Raw genomic sequence first — 19,398 nt, 5'->3', positions numbered from 1 at the left:
TGACGCCTTGGATCTGCGTCACCGTATGGGGCTGCGGGTCGCGACGGCGCCGGTGTGACTGGATGGGGCGAAGTGACGATGGGCTACGCGACCGGGTGGTTGCCTGGCCGGATGAGCCGCGCGACCGGATGCCTGTGCCACCGGATTAGCCGCGCGACCGGATGGGACTACGTGACTCCCCGAGCTTCATGACTCGAAGCCGACCAGCCACGGTGAAGGCCGATCAATCCGGCCCGGGCACCAGCAGGCGCATATAAGTAAGCAGAGCAAACGACCCAAACGCCGCCGGGTTACCTCACGCGAGGCGGGCCGCCAGCCAGTTGGCCACGTCGCCGGCTGAGAGGACCACGGCTGAGTCGTGGGTGGCGCCCGAGATCTGGTTGAACTGGACGGGTTGGCTGTACGCCTGCAGCTGGGGCAACAGCAGGTCGTGGGTGACGAAGAACGGCACGGCGTCGTCGTCGGTTCCCTGCACGATCAGGATCGGGGCGCTCGGCGCGGACTGTGCGGGGTTGTCGAAGTGGGCGAGCTCGGCCACCACCGGATCCGGCAGCGCGCCGCCGATCAGCAGCTGCTCCGCGGTCAGGTCCTGGTACGCGGCGAGGATCTCCTCCAGGCAGCCGGTGGTCAGGACGGTGGTCTTGGCCTTCGCCTCGGTGCCGAGGACCGTGTTCGGGTTGAAGGTCGCGTCGACGGCGGACAGGCCGTACAAGCCCATCACCAGATAGCCCTGGCCGGGCGTGCCGGGAATGATCGGGGCCAGCGCGTCGACGTTGGAGACCGGTGCGATCGTGGCGGTGCCGCGCAGCTGCAGGTTGCCGTCGTAGGACGGGGCGATCTGGTTGGCGAACAACGCGCCCTGCCCGCCCTGGGAGTGACCGTCGATCGCGTACAGGACGGAAAGGTTTTGATCGAGGTTGCGCGCCGCCTTGACGCTGTCGATGATCGAGCGCGCCTCGCTGGCGCCGATCAGGTACGGGTGCTGCTGCGGCGTGCCTAGGCCGGGGTAGTCGGGGGCGGCGACCGTCCAGCCCTTGCTCAGCAGCGCCGCCACCGCGGTGCGGGCCTCGGGCCAGAACACGTTCTGGTTGGTCGAGGGCGCGCACTGGTCGGCGAGCCCGGTGGTGCCGTGTGCCCAGGCCACGGTCTTGTTCTTCTTGTTCGACCTCGGTGTCATGATCAGCCCGGTCGCGGTGATCAGGGTGCCGTTGACGTCGGTCGAGACGTACTGGATGCGCTTGCCGGTCGCCAGCGAGGCCAGCTCGGGCGGCAGGGTGGCCGTCGTCGAGCTCAGCACCATCCCCGGCAACGAGGCGGCCGAGGCCGGTCCGCCGGTCGCGACGACCACGCCGCCGAGGCACAGCAGAACGGCCAGAACTATGCGCGAGCCTGTTTTCATGCGTGCTCCCTTTCCGATGGAGAGCCCTGTGGGGAAGAACCGCGGCCAGCGTATGGGGATAACCGGAGCCGGTTGAAGTACGCAGATGCGTAGGACTCGGAGACCAATACAAGAAGTCCAGTTCACGGAGCCGGTCCGAAAAGGCCGGGAGGAAACGACGCTGAACGCGTACTCGAAACGCCCCGTGTCCGATTCGGACAACTCGGGCCAGGGGCCTCACCTGCGGAGGGTGCCGGGGAGGTGCCAGGGGAGTCCGGCGGTGACCGCACGACAAACCGCCGGCCACCAAAGGGCGGCCGGCGGCGGAGGGGACACATTGATCTTCGAGCTGGTCAGGGGGGATTCGCTCGATCGAGTGCAATGTGTACGGTGCTGGTTTATCGGCTGTCACCTCGCAACTTGCACACTTAAGGGTGGTCGGGAGCCGGGTCGCCGACATTTGGCACACTCAATTGGCGAACACGCATTGTGTTCGGGCCATCACTGTTCGTACTCTGTTGAACACAGATCATTGATCAGTGTGAGTGCGAGCAAGCGGGCCGCCCTGTCCCGCGGGGGAGCAGAACATGCTTATCAAAGTTGTCGACCAGATCATCGATGAAGATCTGCACAGTGCTGCGTGGCAGCTCTACCAGGCCGCGTTCGAGGAACTTAACACCCTCGCGGTCCAGCGGCACATGATGTACAGGTCCGAGTTCGACGAGGTCATGCGTGACACCCGCGTCGACAAGTACCTTGCCCTCACCGACGAAGGCACACTGTGCGGAATCACCACCTACACCAACGACCTCGACGCCGTTCCGTTGATCTCACCGCAGTACTTCGAACGCCACTGGCCTGAGCACTACGCGGCTCGCAAGATCTGGTACATCGGGTTCATTGCCGTGGGCCCCGAGCACCAGGGTCGCGAAGCGTTCGTCCAGATGGTCGAGCAGATGTACCTGGTGGCGTCGATCCAGAACGGGCTCGTCGGACTGGACATCTGCTCCTACAACGACGATGTCCGCCACATGTCCCGCGTCTTCCGCCTGATGATCAGCCGGAACTCGGAGAGCATGAAGTTCAGCCGGATCGACCAGCAGTCCTTCTGGCTGTACGAGTTCCCGACCGCCGCCTGACGAGCGATCCGGCCGGCCTCATCCCATAGGCGTCCTCCACATCGTCCAGATCGGGGGCCCGTCGGGAAGGTCGATCACGGACCGGACCCGGTATCCGTGTCGCAGGTACAGGTCCCGGTTCCGCGGCTCGTTGGCCTCGAGGTACGCCGGAACGCCGGCCGCGTCGATGCGGCGGTGGTGCCGGTCGAGCAGGGCACTGCCCAGTCCCTGCCCCTGCTGGTCGGGTCGCACGGCCAGGAAAGCAAGGTAGTGGTGCGGTCCCCTCGGGTGCTCCGACTCGAGGGCCGCGTCCAGAAGGCATGCCCGGTCGTACGCGTCGCCGGCGATCTGTCTCATCCGGCGGTCGTAGTCGACCGGCGTCGGCATTGCCACGGTGAGTGGGAACCAGAGGGCGACACCGGTCAGGTGGCCGGTGTCGCCCTCGGCCGTGGCGTAGACCTCGCCGTACTTTGCCGCGTGTTCGGCGAAGACGGTGAAGTAGTCGGCGCTTCCCCGGTGACGCACCGCCGTGTCGGGCTCGAGCCAGCGAGCGACCGCGCCGTCCTGCATGGCGGCGGCCACGAGCCGGCTGATCTCATCGGTGTCCACCGGCGCGACATCGCGGACCACGAGCTCCTTCACGGCGTACGTCATGGGATGTCCTTGAAGTGGTCCGTCAGTAGGGGTAACCCCGCGCGCCCACTGGTTCCTGGGCGTGCAGCGGCTTGGCGAAGCCGGCGTCCTGCAGGATGCTGACCTTGCCGTCGGTGCCCCGGCCGATCTGCTGGTAGACCTCGGGCCGCGCGGCCCGCATGATCGCCGCCCAGCCCATGCCGATCGCGGCGACGCCCAGATAGAGGACGGGAATCAGCCACTGGAACGGCGAGTCCCCGTCGACCTGGAGCAGCTCGCCGAAGCCGATCACGGTGGCGGTCAGCACGACGGACAACAGTAAGAAGGAAAGAAACGGTGCGAGGTACGCCCGCCAGACGTTCTCCCGGCGACGGCCGCGGGCGAAGAACCCGATCACGGCGGCCGACGTGGCCCACATCAGGATCAGCACGCCGAGGCCGCCGATCGTGGTCAGCCAGGCGAAGACGTACCGCACCGGTTCGAGGCCGGAGACGGCGTAGGCGCTGAGCACGATGATCGCCAGCACGCTCTGGGTGATCGAGCCGGCCAGCGGCGCGCCGGTACGCGGGTGGGTGCGCCCGTACAGCGACGGGAGCACGCCCTCGCGGCCCAACGCGAACTGATACCGGGCGACCGCCGCGTGGAAAGCGAGCAACGCCGCGAACACGCTGGTGAGGAACAGCAGGTAGCCGATGTCCACGAGGGCGGCCGGCACGTGCTTGCCGACCAGGAAGAAGACCAGGTCGGTCTGGTGCTCGGCGGCGGTCGCGGCGATGTTCTCGGGACCGGTGGTCACCGTCATCGCCCAGGCCGAGACGCTACACAGCAGGCCGGCCAGCAGCACCGCCCAGTGAGTGGCCCGGGCGATCGTGCGCTTCGGGTCCTTCGCCTCCTCGGAGAGGACCACGGTCGCCTCGAATCCGACGAAGCCGGCCACCGCCAGCACCAACAGTGATCCGACGACGGGGGTGAGAAGCGGCGCCGGGTTGAAGGTGGAGAACGTGACGTGACCGTCGGCCGGGTGGGCGACCATCACCGCGTTGTAGATCAGCACCACGCTGATCTCGGCGACCAGCAGGATCGCCAGCACGCGGCCGCTGAGGTCGACCCAGAGCAGGCCGAGCACGGTGACCACCAGCCAGGCCGCGATCGCGCACATGTACCAGGGCGCCTTGACGCCGAACGCGGCCAGGATGCCGGACGCGGCCGAGCCGAAGAGCCCGAACAGGCCGATCTGCATGAGCGAGTAGGCCGGGAGCGCCACGAACGCGGCGCCGACGCCGATCACCCGGCCGAGACCATGGGAGATGTACGAGTAGAAGGCTCCCGAGTTGACGATGTGCCTGCTCATCGCCACGAACCCGACCGTGAAGAGGGAAAGGATCCCGGCCACTGCCACGTACGCGATCGGTACTGCCGTGCTTCCGATGATCGCGTAGATCGCGGAGATCGAGCCGATGATCACGGTCAGCGGGGCCGCGCCCGCCACACCGAAGAACACCACCGACGGTACGCCCAGCCTGTTCTTGGCCAGCGCCCGTGCGACGATATCCGGCTCGACGGGGTCCTTCTGTGCCATCAACATCCTCCCGGCCCAATGGTCGAAGTTGGTCCGCCGGAGTTGATGACGCCCGATGGCGCTCACCGCCGACCGACGGTCAGGACCGAGCCCACGGAGGCCTCGGTGTACTCGATGAGGTCCCGTAGATCGCCGGACAGCGCACTGACCGCGCTCGGCAGGGACTGGAACGCTTGCCGGTGCATCTCGAAGTCGTAGAGCACGTGCCGGGTGAGCCCGGTCGCGGCCACCAGGCCGACCAGGACCCGGTCACTGAGGCTCAGCTCGATGCCGCGGACAAGAAGATTGGCCAGTCGGGCCGGAGCCCAGGCCGCGGCGTTGCGCTGCTCCGCCGTGTTCGGCATGAAGACGGTCTCGGTCGACAGCATCCTCCGCCGGGTGATCAGGTCGACCGCGCCCAGGCGTACCAGCCGCTCGCCCACCCGGACCTCGGCGTCCTGGGAGAGGAAGGCCAGCCACGTGCGCACCTCGCGATGTTGCGGCTGCGCCACGAGCAGGTCGAGAATGTCGTGCGCCAAGGCATCCGCCGGGGGATGCCGGTCCAGGATGATGAGGTCTCCGTCGGCTATGCCGACACGGCCCTCGAGGATCAGCTCCCCCAGCAGAGCTGCGGCCAGACCGAGGCCGGTCGCCCGCGGGTGCAGGCGAGAACGTCCGGTTCGGTCCTGGTGTGCGATCAGGAAATACTGGTCAGCCAACACGCTGCCACGCCCCTTAGAACCCAAGTAGACCCGAGTACGAGCATCGTTACTGTAGGTATAGGTCGTCATAACTCGATGTCCGCCGCATCATGTACCCAACATCAAGGTCAATACAAGAAGTACTAGACTTCTTGTTCAGGGCTTCAGTCCAAGTTGGATCATGAGCACGCCGGTCGTAGGATCGGCTACCTGAGGAAACCTGACGGCCAAGGGGAGTCCAGGTGTCCGTTGATGAGGGCCCGACGCTGCGACGCCGGCGACTGGGCGCGGAACTCAAGCGTTGTCGCGAGGCCGCGGGATTGACGCAGGAAAATGTCTCGCGTCATTTCGAGTGGCATGCTGCCAAGGTCACGAGGATCGAGACGGCGCGCGTGGCGGTCACCGCCCGCGACGTCCGCGACCTTCTCGATCTCTACCACATCCGGGACGACGCCTACCGCGAGGCGCTGATCGAGCTCGCCCGCATGTCCCGCGAGCGCACGTGGTGGAGCGACTATCGCGACGTCATCCGCCCGGGCAACTTCGTGGGCCTCGAGGCCGGCGCCTCGGCCATGTTGACCTGGGAGCCCGTGATCGTGCCGGGTCTGCTGCAGACCGAGGCGTACATCCGGGCGCTGATGCGCACCGGGCGCTCGTTCGATCCGCCGCACGAGATCGACCGCCGGGTCCGGCTCCGGGTCACCCGTCAGGGGCGCCTGAAGGAGCCGCGCCCGCTGCAGTTCTCGGCGCTCATGGATGAATCGGTCATACGGCGCACGGTCGGCGGCCCGGAAGTCATGAAGGAACAGCTTCTGCACCTAATAGAAATGGCTCAATTACCGAATGTGAACCTGAGGATCCTGCCGTTTGGCTCGGGTGAGCACGGGTTCCTCGGTGGACCGGTGGCGCTATTAGAGTTCCGAACTGCGGACGGGCAGGTTAACCAAGGGAATTCGGGCTCCATCACCCATCTGGATGTTGTCTATCTTGAAGGTCTTGCGGGAGACTCTTATGAGGAGCAACCGGCCGAGGTTGCTCGTTACCGGAGAGAGTTCGAGCGATTGAGCGCACAGGCGCTCGACCAACGACAGACAATCAAGATGATCGAGAGCCTGCTGGTCGCTTAGGGCTCCGAGACAATCACATAATTGAAGGGGGGTGCTTGAGTATGCTCTCGCACCATCTCAACGGCGCTGTCTGGAAGAAGGGCAGCCGCAGCAACGGCAGTGGCGGCAACAACTGCGTCGAGGTCGCCATCCTCGACAACGGCGTCGCCGTCCGTGACAGCAAGGACCGGTCCGGACCGGCTCTCATGTTCACGCAGGCGGAGTGGGTTGCCTTTGTGGACTCGGCCAAGGATGGCGAGTTCGACCTTTCCTGACCCGAGAGCCTACCGATAGGCACGCACCGATGGGAAGTGCTTACGCAAAGTCAACTTCTCCGATGCGAGCGATCGCAGCCGCAACGTCCCTCACGGGGCGTTGCGGCGCCGTTGCCTCACGTCAAGGTTTCTAAAATCGGCCGAAATTAACGTGAGAATACTTTTGGTTCCGCATCGACGACTCTAAGTTCGTCGTGTGGAGCTCGAGCTGCGCCATCTCCGAATGGTGCTCGCCATCGCCGAGGCCGGCAGCGTCACCAAGGCCGCGGCGTCGCTCGGGCTGGCCCAGCCCGCGCTGACCACGCAACTGCAGCGCATCGAGCGGATCCTCGGCGGTCCGCTGTTCACCCGCGACCGGCGGGGTGTCGCGCCGACCCCGCTCGGCGATCTCGTGCTGGCCCGCGCCCGGGTGCTGATCCCGGCCGTGACCGGCTTGCACGACGAGGCCAGCGAGCTCATCACCGCCGGCGGCGACGCCCGCTACCGGCTGGGCGCCACCAACGGCCCGATCGTGGCCGGGCTGGTGCGCCGGCTCGGCGACGCGCATCCCGGCGGCCCGGTCTCGATCCACTCGACCTGGTCGGAGAACGAGGTCGCCCAGATGACCGTCGCCGGCCGCCTCGACTACGCGGTGGTGGGCGCCTGCTCCACGCCGCCGGGCGTGCTGCCCGCCGGCCTGACCTGGCGGGCGATCTCGATCGACGCCGTGTGGGTGCTGCTCAACGACGAGCACCCGCTGGCCGGGCGGGACGAGGTCGGCCTCGGCGAGCTGGCCGGGGAGGCCTGGATCACCGCGCCCGGCGACGGCTGTTTCCTCGAGTGCTTCGCGGCCGCCTGCGCCCGGGAGGGGTTCGCCCCGCGCTCGCCCACGTCGATCGACGCGAGCAGCGCCTTCGACATGGTCGCCGGCGGCTCGGCGGTCGCGCTCTGCCAGGGTCTCGTGCGCTCGGCGCCGGGCACGGTCGCGGTGCCGCTGCGCGGTGTCCCGCTGCGCTGGCGTCACCTGCTGGGCTGGGATCCGGACGGCCCGGCGGCGGCACATGCGGCGGAGGTCTTCGGGTACGCGGTCGAGGCGTACCTGGAGATCGTGGGACAGCGACCACGCTATGAGCGCTGGCTCGCCACCCAGCCCTCGCTCGGCGTGCAGAAGTCGGTGTCGCTGCTGCGTCGCCCCGGCCGCGCGGGCGGCCGGGGCGACGCGATGATCGCCTAACAGGTGCCGAGCATGCTGGTCAGGGCCGACTTCTCGGCGCTGGTGACGGTCAGCGACCAGACGTACTTGACCCGTACCCACATCCGGGCATAGGTGCAGTAGTAGCTGGTCAGCGGCGGCTTCCAGGTGTCCGGCGACTGGTCGCTCTTGGACTGGTTGACGTTGTCGGTGACCGCGAGCAGTTGCGGGTCGCTCAGGTCGTTCGCGAACGACTCCCGCTTCGAGGTGGTCCAGGCCCAGGCGCCGGAGACCCACGCGTTCTTCAGCGGCACCATGTGGTCGATGTCGACGTCGGAGGCGGCGGTCCAGGTGGCGCCGTCGTACGGGCTGTACCACCGGCCCGAGGTGGCGGTGCAGGCGGAGTTGACCACGACGCCGGTGCCGTCGCGCTTGAGCACGGTCTCCCGCGTGTTGCAGCTGCCGGAGATCGTGTCCCAGGTCGGGAAGAGATCGCGGTCGTACGTGGTGGAGTGCGTCCGGGCCGCCACGGTCAGGGCGGCGAGCTGGGTCCGGGCGGCCGATGCGGTGGGGATGCCGGGCGGGGTCGCGTACGCCGGCGCGCCGAACCCGAACGGGATCAGGGTGGCCAGCAGGGCGACGATCAGGGTCGCGGGCAGAAGGCGTGACTTCACGGGGGCCTCCGAGTCGCGTGTGCGGCTGTTGCCCGTGAGTCTCGGCGGCCTGGGCGATCTCCCGCCAATGCCAAAACATCCATAGACGTACGGCTATGGGAAGCTCCGGTGATCTCAGTGCGTGACGATGCCGGTCAGCGTGCCCTGGGCCGTGGTGGTCTTGGTGATCGCGTCGAACGCGTCGCCGACCGAGGTCGCGTTCGTCGACTCCGAGAGCGCGTAGACGGTGAACTGGTAGTGGTGGGTGCCGGACGGCGGGCAGGGCGGCGTCCACTCCGGATGGCCGGCCGAGTTGTCCAGCTGGCGGGCGGGCGACGGGAGCGTGTCGCCGGCCTCGGTGGCGCTCTCCGGCAGGTCGACCACGACCCAGTGGTAATAGTCGCCGCCCGGCGCGTCGGGATCGAGGACCACGATCGCGTACGCCGGGGCGGTCGCGCCCGACCAGCGCAGGGGCGGCCGGTGCCCGGCGCCGGCGCAGGTGAACTCGGCCGGGATGACGCCGCCGTCGGTGAAGGCGGTCGAGGTGACCATGAGCTTGGAGGCGGCGGGCGGCGCGGGCGGCGACGGGTGGGAGTCGCCGCAGCCGGTGGCCGTCACGACCAGCAAGGCGGCGCCGGCGGCGAGGAGCGCGCGGCGGTCCACGACCGCCAGTTTATGACTTCGGCGCCGCGTGGGCTCTGCTCGTCCACCGATCCGCCGCGACGGCGCCGCACCGGGCGGGGAAGGCGGAATGGGCAGATGGCGATGGTGGCCGCGAACGCAGTGTGATGGGCGTGCGCCCGTGGCGCCGGCCCTGTGGACAGCCCTCGAAAAGTGTCGTAGGCGGCTGCTCTACTCACCCCACCCAGTGAACGGGGTGGGGTGAGGTAACCGGGGTGAGGTAACGGCGCGGCCCCCACCCTCCGGGAGCGAGGTGTGGGGGCCGGCACGTTCGGCTCAGCTGCGGCCGAAGTCCTGGGTCCAGTACGGCGCGCCGCCGCCGGTGTAGGCGACCCCTACGCCCACGGCCTTGCTCGCGCAGTTCAGGATGTTGGCCCGGTGGCCGGCGCTGTGCATCCAGGCGTTGACCACGTCGGCCGGCGTGCGGTAGCCCCAAGCGATGTTCTCGGCCGAGGCGCTCTTGCGCGGGTACCCGGCCGCCGCCTCCCGGTCGACGAAGTTGCTGCCGTTCGAGCCGGTGTGGCTGAAGAAGTTCTCGGCGATCATGTCGCTGCTGTGCGCGCGGGCGGCGGTGATCAGCCGGTCGTCGATCCTCAGCGCGGCGCACCCGTGGGCGGTGCGCTGGACGTTGGTCAGGCGCACGACCTCGGTCTCGTAGCCGGCCGCGACCGTGGCGGACGGAATCTTCGAGGCGGCCGCCGACGAGGCTGCGAAAGCCGGGGCACCGAACAGGGTCGGAACGGCGACAAGGGCGGCGATGGCGACGAGACGCTTCAAGTGGTGACTCCTCCTGCGATCGGTTGCTGACGCGATACCGATCGGGGCGGAGCCGCCGCCCGTGAGCGGGCGAACCACCCTGCACCCGGGGCGAACCGAGGTGCTACCGAGGCTTACTTATCCACGGTGGGTTTCTTCGGGCAGCCGTTCTTCTGCTGCCAGGCCTTGACCGCGGCGACCGGGGACTTCTGTCCGCCCTTGCGCCAGGAGTCCAGGTACGGCCAGGGGTAGAGGGTGCCGCGCTGGTTCCACCAGTCGGTGGTCTTGTAACACGGCGGGGAGATGCCGAAGTGCAGATGGCAGGCGCTGGCGTCGCCCGTGTCGCCGGTCGTGCCGAGCTTCTGCCCCTTCTTGACCCGGGCGCCGGGATCGATGCCGGCGGCGACCGCCTTCAGATGGGAGCCGTAGTAGCGCACGCCGTCGTCGCCGAGGATCGCGACCGACAGGCCGCCCCGGGTCTCGCCGGCGTTGACCTTGGGCGACCAGGTGTCCTTCTTCCGGGTGGTGAGCACGACGCCGCTGGTCACCGCCACGAACGAGTTGCCGCAGGCGGTCATGAGGTCGGTCGCCGGGTAGTCGTGGTGGGTGTGCGCGTACGAGCTCTTGCCGCCGGTCACCGGAAAGGTGTAGCCGACCTTCACCGCGGTCGCCGCCGGCTTCGAGGGCGTCACCCTGGGCTTGGCGGACGGGCTCGGCGCGGTCGCCTCGGGTGTCTCGCCGGTCGCGGCCGGGGTCGCGGCCGGCGTCTCCAGTCCCTGGACGGAACCGGCCCAGACCGGCTCTTCCTTGGGCTGACCGGAGCACGCGGCGGCCGATGCGGCGACCGCGACACTCAGACCGGCGAGGACGACTTTCCGGATGGAGGGAAGCAAAAGATCATTCTTCCTGTTCGACGACGACGCATGAGGGACCGACGGACCAATATAACGGCCCGGCCGCAAACCGGCCGGGCCGTGAGCGTCAGGCGACCGACCGGGGACTGATCGGGGCGATCGAGTCACCGGGCTTGACCGGCTGAACCGGCTCGATCCGCATGCCGTTGCGAATCGTCTCCAGCATGGTCATGCCCTGGGCGGCGAGCGACGCGACCACGCTGTTGAGGCCCTCGGCGCCGTCCAGCACGGTCACGTTGGCGCCCTGCAGGCCCTCGGCGGCGGCCCGCAGCATCTCCGGCAGCTTGTCGATGATCGCCTGGTCGAGCGCGATCCGGTCCTGGGCGGCGGCGGCCTCGGCCGAGAGCTTGGTGGCGTCGGCCTCGGCCCGGGCCAGCGCCCGGATCCGCTCGGCCTCGGCCTCGGCCGGCCGGATCACCTCGGCGATCAGCTCGGCCTCGCGCAGCGCCGCGTTCTTCTGGGCGACCAGCGCGCGCTCGCTGATCACCTCCTGGGCGGCGCGGGCGGCGGCGAGCGGGCCGGACTGGGCCGCGGTCTGCTGGGCCTGGTCGATCTCCGCCTGGTACCGGGCCTGGGCGATGGCGGTCTGCCGCGCGTACTCGGCCTGGTGCCGGATGCTCTCCTGCTGGGCCATCGCGCTCTCCCGGTCGGCTTCGGCCTGCGCGACCTTCGCCTCCTGGTTGACCCGCGCCTGGTGCGGCGCGGCCAGCGCCCGGATGTAGCCCACGCCCTTGTCGTCGATGCTGCTGATCTGCAGCGAGTCGACGGCGAGGCCGATCCGGGCCATCTCGGTCTTGCTGGCGTCGACGATCGCGTCGGCCAGCGTCTGCTGCTCCCGGATGATCGCCTCGACCGTCATGCTGCCGATGATGCTGCGCAGGTGACCCGAGAAGATCCGGCCGACCAGCGTCGGCATCTGGCCCTGGTCACCCTGGAACCGGCGGGCGGCGGCGGCGATCGACTCGTGGTCGTCGCCGACCTTGAACGCGATGATCGCCTGGACCGACAGGGTGAGGCCCTGCTTGGTGTAGCAGTCCTCGACGACCTCGGCCTCCTGCATGGCCAGGGTGAGCCGGGTCGCCTTGGAGAAGATGGGCATGACGAACACGCCGTGCCCCGTGACGATCTTGAACGGCAACGCGTCCGCACCCCGCTGCTTGCGGCCGCTGATCAGCAACGCCTCGTTGGGGGCGGGCACCCGATAACCGAACACTTCTACAGCCCTTCTTCGACGGGCCATGGCTCGACGTCGATCTGGCGCGCGCCACGGTTGTTGATGACGAGGACCTCTGCCCCGGCGGGGACGGACGTGTGGGCGTACGCCAGGTAGTAATGCGCGATGCCCTGCACCAGCAGGCGTACCTCTCCTGCGCGCTCCCCGCCGCGGATCGCCGTGATCACCGTGCCGACCCGGCCGACCAGCGTCTCACTCGTCACGCCTGCATTGTGCTCCTGCCGCGCCCGCGTTCGCCGTCCCGGGCGGACGGGTAGCCGACACCACGGCGGGGCCGGGGGATCTACGGTCGCGGGATGGCGGAACGACTCCGCGCGGCGGAGGAGCTGGCGGACGAGAAGGCGGCCGATCCGGTCCGGGTGCGCCCGGCGCCGGCGAGCAACCGGGAGGCGGTGGCCGCGCTGGGTGGTCCGGCCGCCGGCCCGGTGGCCACCGACGAGGTGGCGGGACTCTCCGGCCGGGCGGGCAACCGCGCGGTGACGCAGTGGCTGGGCCAAGGCTCCGGCGCCGGTACGGGGTCAGCGGCGCCCGCGCCGGGACCGGTCACCGCGCCAGGGCCGGCTCCGGGCAAGACGCCCGCGCCGGGGCCGGTCACCGCGCCGGGGCCGGCTCCGGGCAAGACGCCCGCGCCGGGACCGGTCACCGCGCCGGTCGCCGGTCCCGCCGTACCGCAGAAGCAGCCGGCGCCGGATCCCGCCGCGCAGGCCACCACCCCGCCGCCGCCGAAGAAGGCGGTCGAGCCGCCGCCGATCGACTGGATCGACAGCCTGCCCGCGCACATCAAGATGCAGATCGACACCTTCGACGCGGCGCAGGAGAAGCTGGCCGACGAGGGCAACAAGGCGCTGTCCGACGCGCGGGCCCGCAACCGGGTGACGTTCATGCACACGATGCGCTGGTGCATGGGCGACGACGACGCGGTGATCCAGAAGCACTTCCAGGAGATCGCGCCGATCGACGTCGGCGACGGCGAGCAGCTGTGGGCGCACATCTCGACCCGGGAGAAGCTGGCCGAGGTGAAGAAGGACCTGGAGGCGCTGGGCGTTCCGATGCCGCAGACCGACGTCGGACTCGGCATGCGCGGCGACCACCTCAACCCGGGCAAGCACGGGCGTACCTGGTTCACCCACGCCGTCGGCTTCGCCGTGGACTGGCGGGCCTACCAGACACCCCGGATCACCGACGACCGCCTGATCAAGCTCTTCGAGATCGTCACCGGTGGCCGGCCGGACATGAAGACCAGCGTCGAGGGCGACACCCGGCTCGACCTCGAGATCCAGATCGGTCAGGGCAAGGCCGACGCGAACGAGCAGAAGAAGCTGCTCGACTCGGTCGAGTCGGAGTACAAGCGGCTCTCCGAGGGCTCCGAGAAGTTCAAGACCGACCTGCCGGCGGCGACGCTGGACCGGCTGCGCGAGGTCGAGCAGAGCCGGGTCGCGGTGGTCCGGGCGCAGCGCGCGCTGACCCAGCTCACCGCCCCGAAGAAGGGGAAGAAGGCGACCCCCGAGCAGGTCGAGGCGGCGAAGAAGGCGGTGGCCGACGCCAAGGAGAAATACGACAAGATCGTCGCCGCGGTCGTGCCGGACCTGCCGAAGCTGTTCGAGCCGTGGGTCAAGAAGATCGACGCCCTGATCGCGCCCCTCGACCGGCATTTCAAGGACCTGAACGTCGACGTCGACATGCTCACCAGCGACTACGGCTTCGGCGAGCGGCAGGCCCGGATCGAGCAGATGCAGGCGGCCCAGGCCAAGATCGTCAAGGCGGCCGGCGGCGACCTGCCCAAGGTGCTTCAGCTGCACCGCGACGCCCTCGATCTGCAGGCGCGGATCGACGCGGCCAAGGGCGCGCTGCCCGACCCGGACAACGGCTGGCGCAGCGACCTCGAGGCGATCGAGAAGGCGACCGGCGGCGTGCTGACCGGGCTCGGCCCGGTCGAGGACGTGCTCGGCGACCTGCTGCCGAAGGCGAAGCTCGAGGTCAAGCCGGCGACGCCGGTCAAGCCCGGCACGCTGAAGCAGCCGACGATCGACGCGCTGCGGACGGCGGCGGCCAAGCTCGGTCCGCGCTTCACCGCGCTGGCCGCCCGGATCGTGCCGTCGGCGGCCACCTACGGGCTGACCGACGCCGACATCACGGCGGCCAAGGAGGACGTGGCGGCGCGCCGCAAGTACCGCGAGGACAAGACGGCGGAGCTGGGCGGCGGGACCGACAAGGCGTCGATGGCCAAGGGCCGCAAGACCATCCAGGACCTGATCGACGAGAAGTTCCAGCTGCTGACCCTCAAGGGCCTGAAGGACGGGCTGATCACCAACGCGAACGGCTTCGTCTTCCGGAGCAAGCTCGCCACCGACGACCCGACGATCGACCAGCTGCTCGGGCTGATGCCGGAGAACAAGGGCGGGTTCTTCACCCCGGACGCCGAGGGCGGCGAGGCGGAGGCGAAGAAGGGCAAGTTCAGCGGCGAGCACGGGTACGGGCTGGCCTTCATCAAGACGATGGTGAGCCACGGCTTCGAGGCCGGGATGGCGTGGCGGGGCGGCTCCGACCCGATGCACTTCGAGCTGGCCGAGGGCCGCAAGTTCCTGAAGAGCGCCGGCGCCAGCCCGGTCACCCTCGGCGCGACGCTGCGAGCCGAGGAGGAGGCGAAGAAGAAAGGGCCGGCGCCGTAGCGCCGGCCCTTTCCGGTGGAAGGTCAGCTCACGTTCAGAGCCGTGTTGTCGATCTGGAACGAGGTCGCCAGCGAGGAGTCCTCGGTCCCGGTGAAGCCGATCGTCACGGTCTGGCCCTTGTACGCGGCCAGGTTGAACGACTTCTGCGCGTAGGCGCTCTTGTTGAGGTTGGAGTACGTCGCGAGCGTCGTCGAGCCGACCTTGACCGTCAGCTTGTCGTACGCCGTGGTCGTCGTCGTCTCCGAGGACGTGATCTTCAAGTAGAAGCTCAGCGTCGCGTTCGTACAGGTCGACGGGATCGTCACCGACTGGGACAGCGTGTCGGTGTGGGTGGTGCCGTAACCGTCGAGCCAGGCGAAGTAGCTGCCCGCGTACGGGACGTTGGTGCCGGAGGCGGTGGAGATGACGCCCGAGGTCTGCGACCAGGTCGTCGCGCCGCTCTCGAAGCCGGAGTTGCCGAGCAGCTGCGCCGAGGTGCAGGTGCTGGGGCCGGTGGTCGGCGGGGTCGTCGGCGGGGTGGTCGGCGGCGTGGTGCCGCCCGAGCACGTCGGGTCGCCGGACTGGGCCGGTACGCTCACGGCGTCCCACGCGGCCTTGACCGTGTTGAACGCGCTGCAGTCACCCGGGTACAGGTTCTTGGCCGCGGTCAGCGTCCAGGTCCGGTACTTCAGGTAGGACGAGCTCGAGGTCTTCAGCAGCATCGCGTTGTACATGATGGTGATGGCCTTCTGGATGCCCAGGCCGGTGACGCTCGAGCCGTTGCAGGTCGTGCTGGCGGGCTGGCCGTTGCCGCTGGAGCCCTGCGCGAGCAGGTAGAACCAGTGGTTGCCGGGGCCGGCCGCGGCGTGCACCTCCTGCGACGGGACGCTGCTGGAGTAGCAGTTCGAGTCGCCCAGGGCCGACGGGTTGTACATGTTGCGGATCGGGCCCGAGCCGACGAGGTTGACCTCCTCGCCCACCAGGTAGTCCGGCGGGTCGTTCGGGTTGTTGATGTACCACTCGGTCGCGGCGCCGAACGTGTCGGCCACGAACTCCTGGGTGTTGCCGTTGGAGATGCCACCCGGGGTGTTGTCGTCGATGCCGTGGCCGAGCTCGTGGCCCACCACGTCCGCCGAGGAGATCCACTGACCGGCCGTGTTCTTGCCGATCTGCACCTGGGTGCCGTCGTAGTACGCGTTCTGGTCGTTCAGGCCGACCCGCAGCGGCCACGCGCCGTTCGAGCCGTTCTGGCCACTGCGGCCGAGCCACGCCTGCAGCATCGAGGTCTGCTTCTCGGCCACGTAGAGAGCGTCGACGCAGCCGGTCTCGCGGTTCGTGCCGGTGCCGTTGCCCCAGACGTTGTCGGAGCCGCTGAACGTGGTGTTGTTCGCGGCGTCCTGGCACTTGAGCGTGGGCTGGGTGGAGGACTGCATCGTGTACGTCGAACCGGACTGGGTGGTGTCGATCGAGACCGACCCGTTGATCCAGCCGGTGCCGGTGCCGGTCACGTCGGTGACGTGCTCCTGGGTGCGCAGCACGGCGCCGGTGAGCGCGTCGACGTCGACCGTGAGCCGGCTCGGGCCCTCGGCGCCGATCCCGTTCACGGTGGTCGACCAGGCCAGGCGCGCGGCCTTGCCCTCGGCCGCGACCACGACCAGGTTGGTGCCCTCGACCTTGCTGACCGACTTGAGCTGCTTCTTGGCGGTCGCCGCGGCGGCCGTGTCCGCGATCTTCGGCGTCGTCGAGAGCTCGCCGATCGGGCTCGACTGCGCGACCGAGGTGTATTTCGTCGCCCCGTTCGCGTCGGTCATGACGACGAAGTCGCCGCCGCGGACCGGGAGGCCCTTGTACGTACGGGTGTAGGGCACGTAGTGCAGCCCGTGCGAGGTGATCACCGGCTTCTGCTGGAAGGTGTCGTTCGAGCTCGCCTGCAGGACCGAGGGCTTGCTCGCGACGAGGGCGTCGGCCTTGGCGGCGGCGGTCTTGGCGGCCGCGGCCGGGTCGGCCGGCTGCGCGGTGGCCGGTCCGGCCACGGCGATCATCGCCGACGCGGCCGCGGTACCGGACGCGATCGCGATGATCAGGGGGGTTCGACGTTTCACGCGGGTGCTCCTTTCCTGCCCGGGGGTCTGGGCAGGCTCAAGATCCGGTGGACGATGAGTCACACAGGATGACTTGACGAGGACGCTAGGCATCGACGCGCGTCTTTCGAAACAGGGAAAACCCTTGCGCCGGGCGTGAGAACGCTTTCCGGCCATACGACCTGGGTCGTACGAGAGATGTAGACCGTGGTCGGACGCGTTCATGAAACCGTCCCGGAACGATAACGCCATGACTGACCGCGAGTTCCGTTTCGGCGTCGTCGCCGGCAAGGCGCCCTCGGGCGCGGAGTGGGCCGCCACCGCGCGGCGGGCCGAGGAGCTGGGCTACGACACCCTGCTCATCCCCGACACCCTGCACACGTACGCGCCGTTCCCGGCCCTGGCGGCGGCGGCCGCCGTGACGAGCACCCTGCGCGTGGGCACCTACGTGCTGAGCGCGCCCAACCGATCGCCCGGCCTGGTCGCGTGGGAGGCCGGCACTCTGCAGCAGCTCTCCGGCGGCCGGTTCGAGCTCGGCCTCGGCGGCGGCCGCCCCGGCGCCGAGCGCGACGCCGAGGCGCTGGGCGGCGCGTTCGGCAGCCCGGCCGAGCGGCTCGAGCGGGTGGCCGAGACGGTCGCGGCCGTCCGCAAGCTGGAGGACGCGCCGCGCGTGCTGCTGGCCGCGAGCCGCCCGCGCATGCTGCGGCTGGCCGCCCGCCAGGCCGACATCGTGGCGTTCGGCCTGCCGCCCCAGGCCACCGAGCCCGAGCTGGCGCGCACGGTGGCCGCCCTGCGCGAGGCCGCCGGCGACCGCTTCGAGGCCATCGAGCTGCACCTGAACGTGGCGGCCGTGGCCGAGACCGTGGACGACATCCCGCCCTGGCTGTCCCGCATGGTCGGCGGCGACCCCCGCGCGATGGCAGCCGGCGGCGGCATCGCCTTCCTGACCGGCTCGCCCGAGCGCATCGCCGACCAGCTGACCCGCCGCCGGCGTGAGCTGGGCGTCTCCTACGTCGGGGTGAGCGGCCTGTTCATGGAGCAGTTCGCCCCGGTGCTGAGACGGTTGCGATCAGCATGACCGGTGGCACCCGACCAGCCCGGTCAGGGTGGCGTGCAGGGCCGCGAGCCGTGCCGCGTCCAGCTCGCCGGCGGTGTTGCGCAGCTGGTCGGGGTCTGTCGCGTGGTCGTAGTACTCCTTCGTGCCGTCGGCGTACTCGACGTACGTGTAGCCGGTCGTCCGGATCGCCGAGTAGGTCGGCGGGTTGCCGCTGTTCTTCGCCGGGTGGTCCGGGTCGGCGGGGTCGGTGTCCGGCCCGTGGTGTTCGACCAGGGCCGCCTCCCGCCAGTCCGCGGGCGTCTCGCCGCGCAGCAGCGGCGCGAGGCTGCGGCCGTCGGTCGCGGGCGTCCCGGTCCCGGCCAGGTCGTCGAAGGTCGCGCGCAGGTCGATGTTCTCGGCCGGCGCGGTCACCGTGGCGCCGGCTTTCACGCCGGGACCGGCCATGACCAGCGGCACCCGCACGTCGGTGTCGAAGGCGGTCTGTTTGCCGGGCGTGAGCCGGTGCTCGCCCATGTGGTAGCCGTTGTCCGAGGTGAAGACGACCAGCGTGCGGTCGGCGACGCCGGCGGTGGCCAGCGTCTGCCGCAGCGACGTGATCATCCGGTCGACGGCTTGCACCGACTGCGCCCGCTTGCGGAAGTCGCGGTCGATCTGCTGCTTCTCGGCGTCGGTCAGCGGCGTGCGGCCGGCCAGCCACGTCGGCGCGGTGGCGGGCAGCGTGTCGTAGGCCGGCGTCCGGGGCGCCGTCAAGCCGGGGAAGGCGTCCCGGTCCTGGTCGGCCGGCGTGTACGGCGCGTGCGGGGCGAAGGTCGCCACCTCCACCAGGAAGGGCTTGCGGGCCGCGGCCGAAGCGGTGATGAAGCCGGCCGCCTTCCTGCTCACGACGTCGGTCAGGTAGTCGTGCCCGTAATGGACGACCTTCCCGTTCTCGAGCAGGTTGTAGTTGTACTCCCCGTAGCCGTTCCCGGCGACGTCCCACTCGTCCCAGCCCGGCGGCACAAAGGTGTCTTTGGGCAGGTAGCCGTTGAGGTACTTGCCGAGCATCGCGGTGCGGTACCCGGCCGCGTGCAGGTCGGTGGCGAAGGTCGACGACTCCTCGCCCCGCTTGTGGAAGGTTTCGAAGCCGCCGTCGGCCCCGCCGTTGGTGAAGATGCCGGTGTCGTGCGGGAAGTTCCCGGTGAAGATCGACGACCGCGACGGGCAGCAGAGCGAGTCGGTGACGGTGTAGTTGGCGAACGACGTTCCCTCGCTCGCCAGCGCCCGCACCGACGGCAGGTACGGCAGCAGGTTCGTGGAGAGGTCGTCGGTGAGGACGAGGACGACGTTCGTCTGTTCCGCTCGCGGCTCGGACGCGGCCTTGGTGGTGCACGCCCCGGCGACCAGTACCGAGAGGACCGCGGTGGCTGCGGTGATTGTTCGGGGAATCATGCCGCG

18 protein-coding genes are annotated in these 19,398 nt (G+C 69.3%); 6 read left to right on the top strand and 12 right to left on the bottom strand.

Annotated features, from left to right (window positions below; genetic code table 11):
* Nucleotides 1–295: 295 nt before the first annotated feature.
* On the bottom strand, nt 296–1,399 hold the full coding sequence (locus ACQP2F_RS37690; RefSeq protein ID WP_433296152.1) for an alpha/beta fold hydrolase: 1,104 nt from the start codon (nt 1,397–1,399) through the stop codon (nt 296–298).
* 566 nt (nt 1,400–1,965) lie between these two features.
* Here ACQP2F_RS37690 and ACQP2F_RS37685 point away from each other — a divergent pair.
* Nucleotides 1,966–2,517 (top strand): hypothetical protein, encoded by a 552-nt coding sequence (locus tag ACQP2F_RS37685; protein ID WP_433296150.1) that lies wholly within the window; start codon nt 1,966–1,968, stop codon nt 2,515–2,517.
* Between the two features lie 18 nt (nt 2,518–2,535).
* On the opposite strand, the gene ACQP2F_RS37680 is transcribed toward ACQP2F_RS37685, so the two are convergent.
* The 3 genes from ACQP2F_RS37680 to ACQP2F_RS37670 are packed head-to-tail and all read right to left on the bottom strand — an operon-like array spanning nt 2,536 to nt 5,409.
* On the bottom strand, nt 2,536–3,150 hold the full coding sequence (locus ACQP2F_RS37680; protein WP_433296148.1) for a GNAT family N-acetyltransferase: 615 nt from the start codon (nt 3,148–3,150) through the stop codon (nt 2,536–2,538).
* A gap of 22 nt (nt 3,151–3,172) precedes the next feature.
* Complete coding sequence (locus tag ACQP2F_RS37675) at nt 3,173–4,714, bottom strand: APC family permease (RefSeq protein ID WP_433296146.1); 1,542 nt, start codon at nt 4,712–4,714, stop codon at nt 3,173–3,175.
* Nucleotides 4,715–4,770: 56 nt separating this feature from the next.
* Nucleotides 4,771–5,409, bottom strand: a complete 639-nt coding sequence (locus tag ACQP2F_RS37670; protein WP_433296144.1) for a GOLPH3/VPS74 family protein — start codon at nt 5,407–5,409, stop codon at nt 4,771–4,773.
* A gap of 221 nt (nt 5,410–5,630) precedes the next feature.
* On the opposite strand from ACQP2F_RS37670, the gene ACQP2F_RS37665 reads away from it, so the two are divergent.
* The 3 genes from ACQP2F_RS37665 (at nt 5,631) to ACQP2F_RS37655 (ending at nt 7,982) form a co-directional block, all read left to right on the top strand.
* Nucleotides 5,631–6,515 (top strand): helix-turn-helix domain-containing protein, encoded by an 885-nt coding sequence (locus tag ACQP2F_RS37665; protein WP_433296142.1) that lies wholly within the window; start codon nt 5,631–5,633, stop codon nt 6,513–6,515.
* A 41-nt stretch (nt 6,516–6,556) separates the two neighbouring features.
* On the top strand, nt 6,557–6,769 hold the full coding sequence (locus ACQP2F_RS37660; RefSeq protein ID WP_433296140.1) for a DUF397 domain-containing protein: 213 nt from the start codon (nt 6,557–6,559) through the stop codon (nt 6,767–6,769).
* A 196-nt stretch (nt 6,770–6,965) separates the two neighbouring features.
* Entirely contained in the window at nt 6,966–7,982 is a 1,017-nt protein-coding gene (locus tag ACQP2F_RS37655) for a LysR family transcriptional regulator (RefSeq protein WP_433296138.1), read from the top strand.
* On the opposite strand, the gene ACQP2F_RS37650 is transcribed toward ACQP2F_RS37655, so the two are convergent.
* From ACQP2F_RS37650 to ACQP2F_RS37625, 6 genes are all read right to left on the bottom strand, one after another.
* The gene (locus tag ACQP2F_RS37650) at nt 7,979–8,614 is read right to left on the bottom strand and encodes an HNH endonuclease family protein (protein WP_433296136.1); all 636 of its coding nucleotides are present in this window, start codon (nt 8,612–8,614) and stop codon (nt 7,979–7,981) included. The two genes, ACQP2F_RS37655 and ACQP2F_RS37650, sit on opposite strands and share 4 nt — an antisense overlap.
* Before the next feature lie 114 nt (nt 8,615–8,728).
* Nucleotides 8,729–9,256, bottom strand: coding sequence for a YbhB/YbcL family Raf kinase inhibitor-like protein (locus tag ACQP2F_RS37645; protein ID WP_433296134.1), 528 nt, complete (start codon nt 9,254–9,256; stop codon nt 8,729–8,731).
* Between the two features lie 294 nt (nt 9,257–9,550).
* A complete protein-coding gene (locus ACQP2F_RS37640; RefSeq protein ID WP_433296132.1) occupies nt 9,551–10,051 on the bottom strand; it encodes a CAP domain-containing protein in 501 nt (166 codons plus the stop codon).
* A 113-nt stretch (nt 10,052–10,164) separates the two neighbouring features.
* Nucleotides 10,165–10,923, bottom strand: coding sequence for a M23 family metallopeptidase (locus tag ACQP2F_RS37635; RefSeq protein WP_433296130.1), 759 nt, complete (start codon nt 10,921–10,923; stop codon nt 10,165–10,167).
* 88 nt (nt 10,924–11,011) lie between these two features.
* On the bottom strand, nt 11,012–12,142 hold the full coding sequence (locus tag ACQP2F_RS37630) for an SPFH domain-containing protein (RefSeq protein ID WP_433296128.1): 1,131 nt from the start codon (nt 12,140–12,142) through the stop codon (nt 11,012–11,014).
* A 17-nt stretch (nt 12,143–12,159) separates the two neighbouring features.
* A complete protein-coding gene (locus tag ACQP2F_RS37625; protein WP_433296126.1) occupies nt 12,160–12,381 on the bottom strand; it encodes a hypothetical protein in 222 nt (73 codons plus the stop codon).
* Between the two features lie 93 nt (nt 12,382–12,474).
* On the opposite strand from ACQP2F_RS37625, the gene ACQP2F_RS37620 reads away from it, so the two are divergent.
* Nucleotides 12,475–14,847: a hypothetical protein gene (locus tag ACQP2F_RS37620; RefSeq protein WP_433296124.1), complete on the top strand. Its 2,373-nt coding sequence runs from the start codon at nt 12,475–12,477 to the stop codon at nt 14,845–14,847.
* A gap of 23 nt (nt 14,848–14,870) precedes the next feature.
* On the opposite strand, the gene ACQP2F_RS37615 is transcribed toward ACQP2F_RS37620, so the two are convergent.
* Complete coding sequence (locus ACQP2F_RS37615) at nt 14,871–16,868, bottom strand: M4 family metallopeptidase (protein ID WP_433307749.1); 1,998 nt, start codon at nt 16,866–16,868, stop codon at nt 14,871–14,873.
* A gap of 289 nt (nt 16,869–17,157) precedes the next feature.
* Here ACQP2F_RS37615 and ACQP2F_RS37610 point away from each other — a divergent pair, with 289 nt between their 5' ends.
* Complete coding sequence (locus ACQP2F_RS37610) at nt 17,158–17,985, top strand: LLM class flavin-dependent oxidoreductase (RefSeq protein WP_433296122.1); 828 nt, start codon at nt 17,158–17,160, stop codon at nt 17,983–17,985.
* On the opposite strand, the gene ACQP2F_RS37605 is transcribed toward ACQP2F_RS37610, so the two are convergent.
* Nucleotides 17,977–19,392: a sulfatase-like hydrolase/transferase gene (locus tag ACQP2F_RS37605; protein ID WP_433296120.1), complete on the bottom strand. Its 1,416-nt coding sequence runs from the start codon at nt 19,390–19,392 to the stop codon at nt 17,977–17,979. The genes ACQP2F_RS37610 and ACQP2F_RS37605 overlap by 9 nt on opposite strands.
* Between the last annotated feature and the right edge of the window lie 6 nt (nt 19,393–19,398).

This window comes from Actinoplanes sp. CA-030573, assembly GCF_050951115.1.
In the GTDB taxonomy this organism is placed as follows: domain Bacteria; phylum Actinomycetota; class Actinomycetes; order Mycobacteriales; family Micromonosporaceae; genus Actinoplanes.
Note: the sequence above shows the minus strand (reverse complement) of the source record. Positions and strands in the feature narration are given on the sequence as shown.

Coding starts and splice junctions, on each gene's coding strand:
- ACQP2F_RS37690 (WP_433296152.1), bottom strand. CDS start 1,399: ATGAAAACAGGCTCGCGCATAGTTCTGGCCGTTCTGCTGTGCCTCGGC.
- ACQP2F_RS37685 (WP_433296150.1), top strand. CDS start 1,966: ATGCTTATCAAAGTTGTCGACCAGATCATCGATGAAGATCTGCACAGT.
- ACQP2F_RS37680 (WP_433296148.1), bottom strand. CDS start 3,150: ATGACGTACGCCGTGAAGGAGCTCGTGGTCCGCGATGTCGCGCCGGTG.
- ACQP2F_RS37675 (WP_433296146.1), bottom strand. CDS start 4,714: ATGTTGATGGCACAGAAGGACCCCGTCGAGCCGGATATCGTCGCACGG.
- ACQP2F_RS37660 (WP_433296140.1), top strand. CDS start 6,557: ATGCTCTCGCACCATCTCAACGGCGCTGTCTGGAAGAAGGGCAGCCGC.
- ACQP2F_RS37620 (WP_433296124.1), top strand. CDS start 12,475: ATGGCGGAACGACTCCGCGCGGCGGAGGAGCTGGCGGACGAGAAGGCG.
- ACQP2F_RS37615 (WP_433307749.1), bottom strand. CDS start 16,868: ATGATCGCCGTGGCCGGACCGGCCACCGCGCAGCCGGCCGACCCGGCC.
- ACQP2F_RS37610 (WP_433296122.1), top strand. CDS start 17,158: ATGACTGACCGCGAGTTCCGTTTCGGCGTCGTCGCCGGCAAGGCGCCC.
- ACQP2F_RS37605 (WP_433296120.1), bottom strand. CDS start 19,392: ATGATTCCCCGAACAATCACCGCAGCCACCGCGGTCCTCTCGGTACTG.